General features: G+C 72.6%; 14 protein-coding genes. 7 read left to right on the top strand and 7 right to left on the bottom strand.

From position 1 onward, the window contains the following. Nucleotides 1-106: 106 nt before the first annotated feature. Both ACFYE3_RS10465 and ACFYE3_RS10460 read right to left on the bottom strand, forming a co-directional pair. Nucleotides 107-1,312 (bottom strand): hypothetical protein, encoded by a 1,206-nt coding sequence (locus ACFYE3_RS10465; protein ID WP_387608800.1) that lies wholly within the window; start codon nt 1,310-1,312, stop codon nt 107-109. After that, nucleotides 1,309-1,620: a DivIVA domain-containing protein gene (locus ACFYE3_RS10460; protein WP_387608798.1), complete on the bottom strand. Its 312-nt coding sequence runs from the start codon at nt 1,618-1,620 to the stop codon at nt 1,309-1,311. Before ACFYE3_RS10460 ends, ACFYE3_RS10465 begins: the two co-directional genes overlap by 4 nt. A gap of 219 nt (nt 1,621-1,839) precedes the next feature. Here ACFYE3_RS10460 and ACFYE3_RS10455 point away from each other — a divergent pair, with 219 nt between their 5' ends. The 4 genes from ACFYE3_RS10455 (at nt 1,840) to ACFYE3_RS10440 (ending at nt 5,166) form a co-directional block, all read left to right on the top strand. Further along, on the top strand, nt 1,840-2,559 hold the full coding sequence (locus ACFYE3_RS10455; RefSeq protein ID WP_387609081.1) for an amino acid ABC transporter ATP-binding protein: 720 nt from the start codon (nt 1,840-1,842) through the stop codon (nt 2,557-2,559). Between the two features lie 53 nt (nt 2,560-2,612). After that, nucleotides 2,613-3,467 (top strand): glutamate ABC transporter substrate-binding protein, encoded by an 855-nt coding sequence (locus tag ACFYE3_RS10450; protein ID WP_368831592.1) that lies wholly within the window; start codon nt 2,613-2,615, stop codon nt 3,465-3,467. Between the two features lie 134 nt (nt 3,468-3,601). Continuing rightward, nucleotides 3,602-4,288, top strand: coding sequence for an amino acid ABC transporter permease (locus ACFYE3_RS10445; RefSeq protein ID WP_387608796.1), 687 nt, complete (start codon nt 3,602-3,604; stop codon nt 4,286-4,288). Next, entirely contained in the window at nt 4,288-5,166 is an 879-nt protein-coding gene (locus tag ACFYE3_RS10440; protein WP_387608793.1) for an amino acid ABC transporter permease, read from the top strand. Before ACFYE3_RS10445 ends, ACFYE3_RS10440 begins: the two co-directional genes overlap by 1 nt. 22 nt (nt 5,167-5,188) lie before the next feature. Here the strand turns inward: ACFYE3_RS10440 and dapE are convergent, their stop codons facing one another. After that, entirely contained in the window at nt 5,189-6,298 is a 1,110-nt protein-coding gene (dapE, locus tag ACFYE3_RS10435) for a succinyl-diaminopimelate desuccinylase (protein WP_387608790.1), read from the bottom strand. A gap of 51 nt (nt 6,299-6,349) precedes the next feature. On the opposite strand from dapE, the gene dapD reads away from it, so the two are divergent. The 3 genes from dapD to galE all read left to right on the top strand — a co-directional run bounded on the left by dapD (nt 6,350) and on the right by galE (nt 9,433). After that, complete coding sequence (dapD, locus tag ACFYE3_RS10430) at nt 6,350-7,315, top strand: 2,3,4,5-tetrahydropyridine-2,6-dicarboxylate N-succinyltransferase (protein WP_368831596.1); 966 nt, start codon at nt 6,350-6,352, stop codon at nt 7,313-7,315. Nucleotides 7,316-7,451: 136 nt separating this feature from the next. Then, entirely contained in the window at nt 7,452-8,375 is a 924-nt protein-coding gene (locus tag ACFYE3_RS10425; protein WP_387608787.1) for a hypothetical protein, read from the top strand. Nucleotides 8,376-8,410: 35 nt separating this feature from the next. Next, nucleotides 8,411-9,433: a UDP-glucose 4-epimerase GalE gene (gene galE / locus ACFYE3_RS10420; protein WP_387608785.1), complete on the top strand. Its 1,023-nt coding sequence runs from the start codon at nt 8,411-8,413 to the stop codon at nt 9,431-9,433. Between the two features lie 15 nt (nt 9,434-9,448). Here galE and ACFYE3_RS10415 read toward each other — a convergent pair whose 3' ends face one another. The 4 genes from ACFYE3_RS10415 to fdxA form a co-directional block, all read right to left on the bottom strand. Continuing rightward, nucleotides 9,449-9,814, bottom strand: coding sequence for an A1S_2505 family phage non-structural protein (locus ACFYE3_RS10415; protein WP_387608783.1), 366 nt, complete (start codon nt 9,812-9,814; stop codon nt 9,449-9,451). A gap of 104 nt (nt 9,815-9,918) precedes the next feature. Further along, nucleotides 9,919-11,217, bottom strand: coding sequence for a citrate synthase (locus tag ACFYE3_RS10410; RefSeq protein ID WP_387608781.1), 1,299 nt, complete (start codon nt 11,215-11,217; stop codon nt 9,919-9,921). Nucleotides 11,218-11,381: 164 nt separating this feature from the next. Continuing rightward, nucleotides 11,382-12,527: a succinyldiaminopimelate transaminase gene (dapC, locus tag ACFYE3_RS10405; protein WP_387608779.1), complete on the bottom strand. Its 1,146-nt coding sequence runs from the start codon at nt 12,525-12,527 to the stop codon at nt 11,382-11,384. Further along, complete coding sequence (fdxA, locus tag ACFYE3_RS10400; protein ID WP_058872613.1) at nt 12,524-12,856, bottom strand: ferredoxin; 333 nt, start codon at nt 12,854-12,856, stop codon at nt 12,524-12,526. The genes dapC and fdxA overlap by 4 nt, the downstream gene beginning before the upstream one ends. Nucleotides 12,857-12,868: the final 12 nt, after the last annotated feature.

The following is a 12,868-nucleotide window of genomic DNA, read 5'->3' as shown; positions in this document are numbered from 1 at the left end:
TCCTCGATTGGTGTGAATCCCATCCTATCCGAGCCGCCGCCGTGGGCCCGGACCGTCCCGGGCCCGGGGGCCGCGTCGGCGTGGCCGGCGCGGTGTCCGGACAGGGTCAGGGCGGGTAGTCCCCGCCCCCGGGCAGCTGCTTCCAGTGCCACAGCCAGCCGACCCAGACGAGCTGGAGCACCGCGCCGAAGACCACGCACGCCACCCGGTAGGCGCGCGAGTCCGAGACCGCGGCCAGCGGCAGGGCGAGCGGGAACAGCGGCAGCAGCAGCCGGAAGGTGCTGCTCTGGGGATGGAGGAAGAGCAGCAGGTAGACGGCGTAGCTCGCCAGCCACACGCGCGTGAGCAGGTCCAGCCGGTCCCGCACCACGCGGGCACGCAGCAGCACCGTCCCGCCCGCGACCAGCAGCACGGGCGCCGCGAGCCCCAGCACGGGCCCGAACAGTCCGACGGCGGCGTCGAACCACGGCACGACCGGTTCCAGCCCTCCGCCGCCCCGCCACGCCGTCTCGGTGTCGGTGTACGCGGTCGGCTCGCCCGTGACGGCCCACGCGATCGCCGGCCAGGCGAGGGCCGCGCCGCAGGAGAGGACAGCGAGGGCGAGGAGCCCGTCGACGGCGTCGGCCGCGCGGCGCAGCTCCCCGGCCCGGTACCGGCGCACGGAGCGCACGAGCCACGTGATCCCGAGGGCCGCGGCGAAGGGGACCCCCGCCGGGCGCGTCAGGCACATGAGGAGCACCACGGGGGCGGCCGCGAGGTGACTCCCCCGGGCCACCAGCAGCAGCGCCCCCGCGAGCAGCAGCAGGTGCAGCGACTCGGCGTAGGGGACCTGCAGCACCGGGGCCACCGGGTTGAAAGCGACGAGGGCGAGACCCCACAGCGCCGTGGTCGGCGGGGCGAACCGGAGGAACAGCCGGTGGACGAGCAGGACGGCGCCGAGGCTCGCCGCCAGGGACGCGGCCGAGGCGGCCACGTCCCAGCCCGCACCGGTGACCGCCGAGACCGCCCGGACGACCAGCGGGAAGACCGGGTAGAACGCCCAGGCGTTCTCCCGCACCTGCCCGTCCTCGCCCCGGGGCAGGGACGCGGGATAGCCCTCCTGGGCGATGCGCTCGTACCAGTCCGAGTCCCAGGTGCCGGTGAAGGCGAGGTAGCCCAGGGCGCCGTCCCCCCACGGGCCGGGGCCCTGCTGCCGGCCCACCGTGGTGAACACGGCCCACGCCCAGAGCCGGGAGACCGCCCAGATCAGCACTGCCTGCGCCCACCAGGGGGCCTGCGCCCACCGGAGGGCCACGGCCGGCCGGGTGCTCACGCCCCCGGCACCGTGCGGGACGGCGGGTCCTCCGGCGGCGGCGGCAGCCGGTCCGCGAGGTGGGCGAGCACGGCGTGGACCTCCGCGGGGTCGTAGCCGCGGCGCCGGACGGAGAACGCGATCCGCTCGAGGTCCTCCGCCGTCGGGTGCTCGGGCAGCACGAGCGGCGCGTCGGGGGCGCGCCCCACGGCGATCCCGTCCCGTGCGGGGGCCACCCGGTCGGCGAGCCGGTCGCGGCCGAGGACCACGACGCCCACCACCGTGAGCAGCAGCACGAGCCCGGACAGGACCACGAGGAGTTCGGTCATGCCCCCAGGCTATGCGCAGGCCCTCCGGCGGGCCGGCGCGGACGGGCGTGCCGGAACGGGCGCCGCAACATTGCTACGGGTGGGTACGCAATTAACACGATTGCAACGTGTCCGGCATCACGCGGAACGAATCTGAGATATCTTTCCGGTATGTCACACGCCACTCCGCCGCCCGCCCCGGCCTCCCCCGCCGCGGGGACGGCCGAGGCCCTGGTCCGCATGTCGCACGTCAACAAGCACTTCGGGGACCTGCACGTGCTCCGGGACATCAACCTGGAGGTGAAGCGCGGCGAGGTGGTGGTCGTGATCGGCCCCTCCGGCTCCGGCAAGTCCACGCTGTGCCGGGCCATCAACCGGCTCGAGAGCATCGACGACGGCGAGATCCTCATCGACGGGAACCGGCTGCCCGAGGAGGGCAAGGCCCTCGCGAAGCTGCGCGCCGACGTCGGCATGGTCTTCCAGTCCTTCAACCTCTTCGCCCACAAGTCGGTCCTGCAGAACGTGACCCTGGGGCCCGTCAAGGTGCGGGGGAAGTCGTCGTCCGAGGCGAAGAAGCAAGCCATGGAGCTGCTGACCCGCGTGGGCGTCGACAACCAGGCCGAGAAGCTGCCCGCGCAGCTCTCCGGCGGCCAGCAGCAGCGCGTCGCCATCGCCCGGGCCCTGGCCATGGAGCCGAAGGTGATGCTCTTCGACGAGCCGACCTCCGCCCTCGACCCCGAGATGATCAACGAGGTCCTCGACACCATGGTCGCCCTGGCCAGGCAGGGGATGACGATGATCGTGGTCACGCACGAGATGGGCTTCGCCCGCAAGGCAGCCGACCGCGTCGTGTTCATGGCCGACGGCATGATCGTCGAGGAGAACACCCCCGAGGAGTTCTTCACGAATCCGCGCTCCGAGCGCGCCCAGGACTTCCTCGGCAAGATCCTCGGCCACTGACCGTCCCCCGACCCTCCGACCCACGCCACCACCTCCACAGCAAGGAGCACACCATGCGCAGCAGCAAGCCCCTCGGACTGGCCGCGATGGCCGCGGCCGCGGCCCTGACCCTCTCCGCGTGCGGAGGTGGCGACGACGGCGGGTCCGGCACCGAAGCAGGGGGCGGCGGCTCGGGCGAGTCCGTCCGGATCGGCATCAAGTTCGACCAGCCGGGACTCGGCTACCGCGACGGCAGCGAGTACACCGGCTTCGACGTCGACGTCGCCAAGTACGTCGCGGGCGAGCTCGGCTACTCCGAGGACCAGATCGAGTGGGTCGAGTCCCCCTCCGCCAATCGCGAGAACATGCTCTCGAACGACCAGGTCGACATGATCTTCGCGACCTACTCGATCACCGAGGAGCGCGACCAGACCGTGGACTTCGCCGGCCCCTACTTCGTGGCGGGCCAGGACCTGCTGGTGCGCACCGACGACTCCTCGATCACGGGTCCGGACGACCTCGAGGGCAAGAACCTGTGCTCGGTGACCGGCTCGACGTCCGCGCAGAAGGTCAAGGACGACCAGCCCGGCGCCAACCTCGTCGAGCAGCCCGGCTACGCCGACTGCCTCACCGCGCTCGAGTCCGGCCAGGTGGACGCCGTGACCACCGACGACATCATCCTCGCGGGCCTCGCCTCGACCGACGCCAACCAGGGCAAGTTCAAGGTGGTCGGCAACACCTTCTCCGAGGAGCGCTACGGCGTGGGCCTGCCCGACGGCTCCGACCAGTGCGAGGCGGTCAACGCGGCCATCACCAAGATGATCGACGAGGGCGCCTGGGAGGAGGCCGTCACGGCCAACACCGAGGGCGCCGACTACACCTACAACGCCGAGCTCAACCCGCCGGAGCCCGAGCCCTGCGGCGAGTGACCACGGACGCGTGAGCACCCCGTGGCCGGCCGGCGCCCGGCCGGCCACGGGACCGCGACCGCGCAGCACGCCGACCGATCCGCGACGAAGGGGCCTTCCGTGACCCAGGACCAGCCCGACCCCCGGGAGCTCCCGTGAACGACTACCTGACCGACTTCGCCAGCCTGTTCGCCCAGTACGACGTGCCGGGCGCCTTCTGGGTGAACCTGCAGCTGACCTTCTGGGCCGCGATCGGCTCGGCGGTCCTCGGCGCGCTGGTCGCCCTGATGCGCATCTCCCCCATCGCGTCGCTGCGGCTGCTCGGCACGACGTACGTCAACCTGTTCCGCAACACGCCCCTGACGATCATCCTCGTGTTCCTGGTCCTGGGCGTGTGGAGCCAGCTCGGCATCAACCTCTCCTCGGACTTCAACCGGAACTTCTTCCTCTACGCCGTGATCGGCCTGAGCCTGTACCACGCGGCCTTCGTCTGCGAGGCCATCCGCTCCGGGGTCAACACGGTGCCGGCCGGACAGGCCGAGGCCGCCCGGGCCATCGGGCTGAGCTTCCTGCCGGCGGCCCGGCTGGTCGTCTTCCCGCAGGCGCTGCGCGGGGCGATCACCCCGCTCGGCAACACCCTGATCGCCCTGACCAAGAACACGACGGTGGCCGCGGCCGCGTCGGTCACCGAGATCTCCTCCCTCATGAAGACCATGATCGAGTTCCGCCCGGACGTGATCATCGCGATCTTCCTGGTGGTGGCCCTCGGCTTCGTCCTCATTGTCGTCCCGGTGGGCCTGCTCACCACCTGGGCCTCCCGGAAACTGGCGGTGAAGCGCTGATGGCGTCCTCCAAGACCCAGAACGTCCTGTTCGACGTCCAGGGGCCGCGCGCACGCCGGCTCACGCTCCTGTTCAACGTGGTGGGCGTGCTGCTGATCGCCGCGCTGGCCTGGATCGTGCTGGGCGCCCTCGCCGAGCAGGGCCAGCTCGACGCCGATCGGTGGTCCCCGCTGCTCACCGCCCGGGCCTGGGAGAACTTCCTGCTCCCGGGGCTGTGGGAGACGCTGCGGGCCGCGCTGCTGGCCGTGGCGCTCTCGATCGCCTTCGGCCTGGTCTTCGGTCTGGGCCGGCTCTCCCAGCTGGCCCCGGTGCGCTTCGTCTGCACCGTGGTGGTCGAGTTCTTCCGGGCCGTGCCCGTGCTGGTCATGATGATCTTCTTCTACCTGGGGATCGGCCGCGCCGGCCTCGTGGAACCCGCCAACGTGCCGTTCTGGGCCGTGGTGCTGGGCCTGATGTTCTACAACGGGTCGGTCATCGCCGAGCTCATCCGCTCGGGTGTGCACCAGCTGCCCAAGGGCCAGCGCGAGGCGGGCCTGGTCATCGGGCTCACGCCCTCCCGGTCCCTCCGGATGATCGAGCTCCCGCAGGCCCTGACGGCGATGCTGCCCTCGATGGTGAGCCAGTTCGTGGTGATCCTCAAGGACACGGCGCTGGGCTACATCATCACCTACCCGGAGCTGCTCGCGAGCGCCCGGCGCCTGGGCTCCGGGGACGGCAACATCCTGCAGACCCTGTTCGTGGTGGCTCTGCTCTTCGTGCTCATCAACTACCTGCTGACGGCGCTGGCCGCGTGGCTGTCGCGGTTCCTCAGCTACCGGACCGCGGGCCGGACCAAGCCGGCCGAGGGGCCCATGGCCGCCGAGGAGATGACCGTCTGACGGCCGCTCAGGCCTCGAGCGCTCAGTCCGTGAGCCACGCGGCCAGGGCCCGGTAGCACTCCCGGACCGCGTCGGCGCTCACGTGCTCGTCGTCGGTGTGGGCGAGCAGGGCGTCCCCCGGGCCGAAGTTCACGGCGGGCACGCCCATCTGCGAGAAGCGGGCCACGTCGGTCCAGCCGTACTTGGGCTTGGGCTCCTGGCCCACCGCGGCCACGAACGCGGCGGCCGCGGGACGGTCCAGACCGGGCCGCGCCGCCGGGGAGAGGTCCGTCAGCTCGAGGTCGTAGCCGGCGAACACCTCCCGCACGTGCGCCACGGCGTCGTCGGGGCTCCGGTCCGGGGCGAAGCGGTAGTTGATCTCCACGTGGGCGGTGTCCGGCACCACGTTGCCGGCCACACCGCCGCCGATCCGGATCGCGTTGAGCCCCTCCCGGTACTCGAGCCCCTCCACCGCCACGGTCCGCGGCTCGTAGGCGGCCAGGCGGGCGAGGACGTCGGCCTGCTTGTGGATCGCGTTCACCCCGATCCAGGACCGCCCCGAGTGGGCGGCGCGGCCCGTGGTGGTGATGCGGAAGCGCATCGTGCCGTTGCACCCGCCCTCCACGGTCCCGTCGGTGGGCTCGAGCAGCACCGCGAAGTCCGCCTCGAGCAGCTCGGGGGCGTGGCGCTGGAGCCGGCCCAGCCCGCTGGCGTCGGCGTCGACCTCCTCGTGGTCGTAGAACACGTAGCTGACGTCGCGGTTGGGCGCGGTCAGGGCCGCGGCCAGGACGAGCTGGACGGCCACGCCGCCCTTCATGTCGGTGGCGCCCCGGCCGTACAGCAGCCGCTCGCCGTCCACGCCCGTCCACGCGGAGGGGACGGTCCCCCGGGCGCCGGGCGTGGTCGGCAGGGGCACGGTGTCGAGGTGGCCGGCGAGCACGACCCGCTCGGCGCGGCCCAGGTCGGTGCGCGCCACCACGGCGTCCCCGTCCCGGTGCACGGTGAGGTGCGGGAGCCGGCGCAGCGCGGCCTCGACGGCGTCGGCGAGGGGGCCCTCCGAGCCCGAGACGGACGCGATGTCGATGAGGGCGGCCGTCAGGTCGGCGGGGTCCGCGGCGAGGTCGAGCTCCGGTGCGATCATGGCTGCCAGCATAACGGGGCGGCCGTCGCCGCCCGTCGGCCCGGGACCGGCGTCCCCCGTAGGATGGAGGCCATGACTGCTTCCACCTCTCGTCCCGCCTCCGGTCTCGGCCTGGCCACCGTCGTGGCCTCGGGCCCCAAGGAGGGCACCGTCCTCGACGTCTGGTACCCCACCCCGTCCCTCTCCGACGCGGTCGACACCTCCCTCGACGCGGACCTGCGGCTCGCGGCCACCGCCGACCCCGACCGCAACGTCCGCAGCGAGATCGTCGAGACCGTGATCGACCTCGACGCCGCGCCCGCCGACGCCGCGGACGCGTACCTGCGCCTGCACCTGCTCTCCCACCGCCTCGTGCGCCCCAACACCCTGAACCTCGACGGCGTGTTCGGCCTGCTCGCGAACGTCGCCTGGACGGACCGCGGGCCCGTGCTCGCCGAGGAGCTGACCTTCGCGCTGCTCCGGATGAAGGCCTCCGGCGGGCACGTGACCGTGCACAGCGTGGACAAGTTCCCCCGGATGGTGGACTACGTGGTCCCCACCGGTGTGCGGATCGGCGACGCCAGCCGGATCCGGCTCGGCGCCCACCTCGCCGAGGGCACCACGGTGATGCACGAGGGCTTCGTCAACTTCAACGCCGGCACCCTGGGCCAGTCCATGGTCGAGGGCCGGATCAGCGCCGGAGTGGTCGTGGGCGACGCCACGGACGTCGGCGGCGGCGCCTCCATCATGGGCACCCTCTCCGGCGGCGGCAAGGAGCGGATCACCGTGGGCGAGCGCGTGCTGCTCGGCGCCAACTCGGGCGTCGGCATCTCCCTCGGCGACGACTGCGTGGTCGAGGCCGGCCTCTACGTCACCGCCGGCACCCGCGTGAGCGTGCACTCCGACGGCGAGCGGTCCACGGCCAAGGCCTCGGAGCTCTCGGGTCTGTCCAACCTGCTGTTCCGCCGCAACTCCCTCACGGGCGTCGTCGAGGTGCTGCCCCGCGCCGGCGGGTCCGTGGAGCTCAACGCGGCGCTGCACGCCAACTGAGCGCCGCGGGCCCCGTCCCGGCGCCGCGTGAGGACGGGCACGACCCGCCCTGCGCGGCGTCGGGCGTCCCGGCCTCTCCCCTGCCGCCCCCCGCCCGATGGCCCCCTCCCGTCCTTCCGCCCGCCCAGGAGCGCCCGTGTCCTCCCCCGCCCCCGGCAGCCGCATCAGGTCGCTGCGGCTGCCGCTGTTCGTGCTCCTGCTCGTCGGGGCCGTGCTGGCCGCGGGGATCCTGGTGGCCGTCGAGCTGCGCGCGGGCCGCCCCTCCACCGGGGAGCCCCGGTGCGTAGTCTCCAGCACGGACGGCGACGGGCAGCCGCAGCGGCACGCCCTGTCCGCGGAGCAGTCGGCCAACGCCGCCCTGATCACCGCGGAGTCCGTGGCGCGCGGCACCGACCCGTACGCGGCGGTCGTGGCCCTGGCCACCGCGATGCAGGAGTCGCAGCTGGTCAACATCGACTACGGGGACCGGGACTCCGTGGGGCTCTTCCAGCAGCGCCCGTCCCAGGGCTGGGGAACGGCCGAGCAGATCATGGACCCGGCCTACGCCACGGCCGCCTTCTACGACGGCCTCGCCGAGCTCGACTACGCGACGATGTCCGTCACCGACGCCGCCCAGGCGGTCCAGCGCTCCGCGCACCCGGAGGCGTACGCGCGGCACGAGGGGGTCGCCCGCGCCTTCGCCGGCAGCCTGACCGGCGCCACCGAGGGCTCCCTCAACTGCGTACTGGACGACCCCGTGGACCCCGGGGACCCCGGCCGGGCCGCCGACGCCCTCGACGCCGCGTTCGGGCCGGCGCTCCCGGCCCCGCGCACGGACGGGGACCGGGTGGTCGTGCCCGCGCCCGGAGAGCCCGCGGGCTGGGCGGCGGCGCACTGGGTGGTCGCGCAGGCCGACGCGCTGGGCGTCGCCGAGGTGTCCTTCGACGGGCGCAGCTGGGTCCGGGCGGACCAGCGCACCACCCGCTTCGCACCCGCCCCGGGCTGGGTGGACGCCGCCGAGGCGCACCCGGAGGACGCTCCCCCGCCCGACGACGTCGTGGTGGTCCTCGCGAGCCGCTGACGGGCCCGCCGCGGCCCGGCCGATAGGCTGGGGCCATGAAGATTCTCGTGACCGGGGGAACCGGGTACATCGGCTCGCACACCGTCCTCGCCCTGCTGGGGGCCGGGCACGACGTTGTCGTGATGGACAACCTCGCGAACTCCTCGCGGACCTCGCTGGAGCGCGTCGAGGAGCTCGCAGGCCGGTCCGTGGCGGCGTTCGCCGAGGTGGACCTCCTCGACCCCGCGGGTCTCGACGCCCTGTTCGCGGAGCACCGCCCGGAGGCCGTGATCCACTTCGCCGGGCTCAAGGCCGTCGGCGAGTCGGCCGAGAAGCCGCTCTGGTACTACCGCACCAACGTGGCCGGCACCCTCAACCTGCTGGACGCCATGGGGGCCCACGGCTGCCGGTCCATCGTGTTCTCGTCCTCGGCCACGGTCTACGGCGCCCCGGAGGAGATGCCGCTGACCGAGAAGCAGCCCATGGACGCGCAGAACCCGTACGGGCGGACCAAGGAGCACATCGAGGACATGCTCGTGGACCTCGCCGCCTCCGACCCGTCCTGGAACGTCGCCCTGCTGCGCTACTTCAACCCGGTGGGCGCCCACGAGTCCGGCCGGATCGGCGAGGACCCCTCGGGCGTGCCGAACAACCTGCTGCCGTTCATCGCCCAGGTGGCCGTGGGCCGGCGGGAGAAGCTGAAGGTCTACGGCGCCGACTACCCGACCGCCGACGGGACGGGCGTGCGCGACTACATCCACGTGGTGGACCTCGCCGACGGGCACCTCAGGGCCCTGGACCACATCACCGAGCACGGCGGGGTGCGCACGTGGAACCTGGGCACCGGCAAGGGCTACTCGGTGCTCGAGGTCCACGCCGCCTTCGAGCGGGCCTCCGGGCGCAGCATCCCCTACGAGCTCGTGGACCGCCGGCCCGGCGACGCCGCGGTGTCCTACGCCGACCCGTCGACGGCTCTCGCCGAGCTGGGCTGGTCCGCCGACCGGGACCTCGACACGATGTGCCGGGACCACTGGAACTGGCAGCGGAGCAACCCCGAGGGCTACGCCGCGGGCGCTTGAGCCCCGGGCCCGGGCTCACCAGCCCCGCGGCCGGACCACGTTGGGCGGCGCGTCGGCGAACAGTGCGGCCACCCGCTGCTCGTCGTGACCGGCGATGCCCGTGCCCACCCGGGTGAGCCAGAACGTCAGCTCGGGGTGCTCCCGGGCGAAGGCCACGAACGCCGCCGCCTCCCGCTCGAGCTCCGGGAGCCCGCTCATGCTGTCGATCGCGTACGAGCGCCCCTGCAGACCGTGGCCCTGGCCGTCGACGGCGCCGAAGCGCTCGACGGCCGTGCGGGCCGCGCCCGCGAGGTGGGAGCCCCGGGCGTTGGAGCCGAAGACGAAGACGTCGTCCGGGCCGAGCTCGGTGATCCGGTCCGGGGTGTGCCGCTGCTCGCTCATGCCACCACGCTACCGGGACGGGCGCCTCCGGGGAACGAGGAACGCCGGGCCCGCTCCCAGGAGGGAACGGGCCCGGCGTTCGTCGGTGCCGGGCGCGGGTGTGCTCAGCGCTGCGGGTAGTGCCGCTCGCCCTCGCCCACGTAGAGCTGGCGCGGGCGGCCGATCTTGGTCTCCGGGTCCTCGATCATCTCGCGCCACTGCGCGATCCAGCCGGGCAGCCGGCCGATTGCGAAGAGGACGGTGAACATCTTCTCCGGGAACCCCATCGCCTTGTAGATGAGACCCGTGTAGAAGTCGACGTTCGGGTAGAGCTTGCGCTCCACGAAGTAGTCGTCGGCGAGGGCCTTCTCCTCGAGCCGCATGGCGATCTCGAGCTGCTGGTCGTTGCCGCCCAGCTTCTCGAGGATCTCGTGGGCGTAGTCCTTCACGATGCGGGCCCGGGGGTCGTAGTTCTTGTAGACCCGGTGGCCGAAGCCCATGAGCCGGGCGCCGGACTCCTTGTTCTTGACCTGCTCCATGAAGTCCTCGGGCTTGACGCCCTCCGTCTCGATCCGGTTGAGCATGGCGAGCACGGCCTCGTTGGCGCCGCCGTGCAGCGGGCCGTAGAGGGCGTTGATGCCCGCGGAGACCGAGGCGAACATGTTGGCGTGGGAGGAGCCCACGAGCCGGACGGTGGAGGTGGAGCAGTTCTGCTCGTGGTCGGCGTGCAGCATCAGCAGCACGTCCAGGGCCTTCGCCATGGCCGGGTCGATCTCGTAGTCCTCGGCCGGCACGCCGAAGCACATGCGGAGGAAGTTCTCCGTGTAGTTGAGGTCGTTCTGCGGGTATAGCATCGGCTCGCCCTTGGACTTCTTGAACGCGTAGGCGGCCAGCGTGGGCACCTTGGCGAGCAGCCGGATGGTGGAGATCTCCACGTGCTCCTGGTCGAACGGGTCGAGGGAGTCCGCGTAGAACGTGGAGAGCGCAGAGACGGCCGAGGACAGCACGGGCATGGGGTGCGCGTTGCGCGGGAAGCCGTTGAAGAAGCTCTTGAGGTCCTCGTGGACCATGGTGTGCCGGCGGATCCGGGTGTCGAAGTCCTCGAGCTCGCTCGGCGTCGGCAGCTCGCCGTAGATGAGCAGGTAGGCGGTCTCGATGAAGTTCGAGTGCTGGGCGAGCTCCTCGATCGGGTAGCCCCGGTACCGGAGGATGCCGTTGTTGCCGTCGATGTAGGTGATGGCGGAGCGCGCGTTCGCCGTGTTCATGAACCCGGGGTCGAAGGCGACGTTGCCGGTCTCCTTGAGCATGTTCGTGATCGCGTACCCACGGTTGCCCTCGGTGGCGTCCTGGATGGGCAGCTCGAGAGGGCTGCCGTTCCCGTAGTCGAGCCGGGCCGTCCCGGTCTTCTGTGCAGACTCAGTCATGTTCGTCCTCCGCGAGTGGATGTCGGTGTCCGGTGCCCGTGGTCGCCGTGCCGGGCGCCGCCGTCGGCGCAGCACGGCCGTGTCCCGGGACACAGCGATCGTCAGGGTCCAACCTACCTGCTCCGTCCGCGCCGGGACCAATCCCGGCGCGGCCGCGGAGCGTGTCAGACGCCGCCGAGCCGCTCCACGGCGGCGTCGATCCGCTCGTCGGTGGCGGTGAGGGCGAGGCGCACGTACCCCTCGCCGGCGGTGCCGTAGAACACCCCGGGGCCCACCACGACGCCCCGCTCGGCGAAGCGCTGCACCGTGGTCCACGTGTCCTCCCCGGCCGTGCACCACAGGTAGAGCCCGGCCTCGGAGTGCTCGACCCGCAGCCCGAAGGCCTCGGCGGCGGGGACGAGCCGCTCGCGGCGGGACCGGTAGAGCGCCTTCTGCGCGGTGACGTGGGCGTCGTCCCCGAGGGCGGCCCGCATGGCCTCCTGGATCGGGGCGGGCACGATCATCCCCGCGTGCTTGCGGGAGTTCACCAGGCTCGTCATGAGCCGGGCGTCGCCGGCGAGGAACGCGGCCCGGTAGCCGGCGGCGTTCGACTGCTTCGACATCGAGTATGCGGACAGCAGCAAGGAGTCGTCCCCTCCGCTGACCCGGGGGTCGAGCACCGACGGCACCGGGGTGCCGCCCTGCTGGACGTCCCAGGCGCCCCAGCCCAGCTCGGCGTAGCACTCGTCGGAGGCGACCACGGCCCCGAGGGCGCGGGCCTGGTCGACCACGCGCCGCAGCGACGCCGCGTCCCGGACGATGCCCGTGGGGTTGGCGGGCGAGTTCAGCCACACCATGCGCACGCGGGAGCGCACGTCGTCGTCGAGCTCGTCGAGGTCGTCCGCCGCCACGGCCTCGGCGCCGGCCAGCCGGGCACCGATGTCGTAGGTGGGATAGGCCACCGTGGGGCGCACGACGACGTCACCGGGGCGCAGGCCGAGGAGCAGCGGCAGCCAGGCGACCAGCTCCTTGGAGCCGACCGTGGGCATGACCGCGGCGGGGTCCAGGCCGGGCACGCCGCGGCGCCGCGCGTACCACGTGACGACGGCCTCCCGCAGGGCGGGGGTGCCGTGGGTGGTCGGGTAGCCGTGGGCGTCGGCGGCGGAGGCCAGCGCGTCCTGGACGACCAGCGGCGTGGGGTCCACGGGCGTGCCGATGGACAGGTCCACGACCCCGCCGGTGTGCTCCGCGGCGACGGCGCGGTAGGGCGCCATCGTGTCCCACGGGTAGTCGGGCAGGGCGAGGCCGAAGGACCGGTCCCCCTGTGTCACAGGGCGACGTCCTGGTTCTGCGGCGGCAGCGCGGCGATCATGGGGTGGTCGGTGTGGGTGTTGCCGAGCTTCGCGGCGCCGCCGGGCGAGCCGAGGTCGTCGAAGAACTCGACGTTCGCCTTGTAGTAGTCGGCCCACTCGTCGGGGGTGTCGTCCTCGTAGTAGATGGCCTCCACGGGGCACACCGGCTCGCACGCACCGCAGTCCACGCACTCGTCGGGGTGGATGTAGAGCGAGCGCTCCCCCTCGTAGATGCAGTCGACGGGGCACTCCTCGACGCAGGCCTTGTCCTTCACGTCGACACAGGGCTGGGCGATGACGTAGGTCACGGGGGTTCGAAC

The organism is Kocuria arenosa (assembly GCF_042879215.1).
GTDB lineage: Bacteria > Actinomycetota > Actinomycetes > Actinomycetales > Micrococcaceae > Kocuria > Kocuria arenosa.
The sequence above is the reverse complement of the archived record's forward strand: the minus strand, read 5'-3'. Positions and strand labels throughout refer to the sequence as shown.

What these genes read in the sequence shown, in the direction of transcription:
- ACFYE3_RS10450 (WP_368831592.1), top strand. Translation starts at nt 2,613, where the DNA reads ATGCGCAGCAGCAAGCCCCTCGGACTGGCCGCGATGGCCGCGGCCGCG.
- ACFYE3_RS10455 (WP_387609081.1), top strand. Translation starts at nt 1,840, where the DNA reads ATGTCGCACGTCAACAAGCACTTCGGGGACCTGCACGTGCTCCGGGAC.
- ACFYE3_RS10415 (WP_387608783.1), bottom strand. Translation starts at nt 9,814, where the DNA reads ATGAGCGAGCAGCGGCACACCCCGGACCGGATCACCGAGCTCGGCCCG.
- ACFYE3_RS10460 (WP_387608798.1), bottom strand. Translation starts at nt 1,620, where the DNA reads ATGACCGAACTCCTCGTGGTCCTGTCCGGGCTCGTGCTGCTGCTCACG.
- ACFYE3_RS10440 (WP_387608793.1), top strand. Translation starts at nt 4,288, where the DNA reads ATGGCGTCCTCCAAGACCCAGAACGTCCTGTTCGACGTCCAGGGGCCG.
- ACFYE3_RS10410 (WP_387608781.1), bottom strand. Translation starts at nt 11,217, where the DNA reads ATGACTGAGTCTGCACAGAAGACCGGGACGGCCCGGCTCGACTACGGG.
- dapD (WP_368831596.1), top strand. Translation starts at nt 6,350, where the DNA reads ATGGAGGCCATGACTGCTTCCACCTCTCGTCCCGCCTCCGGTCTCGGC.
- galE (WP_387608785.1), top strand. Translation starts at nt 8,411, where the DNA reads ATGAAGATTCTCGTGACCGGGGGAACCGGGTACATCGGCTCGCACACC.
- dapE (WP_387608790.1), bottom strand. Translation starts at nt 6,298, where the DNA reads ATGCTGGCAGCCATGATCGCACCGGAGCTCGACCTCGCCGCGGACCCC.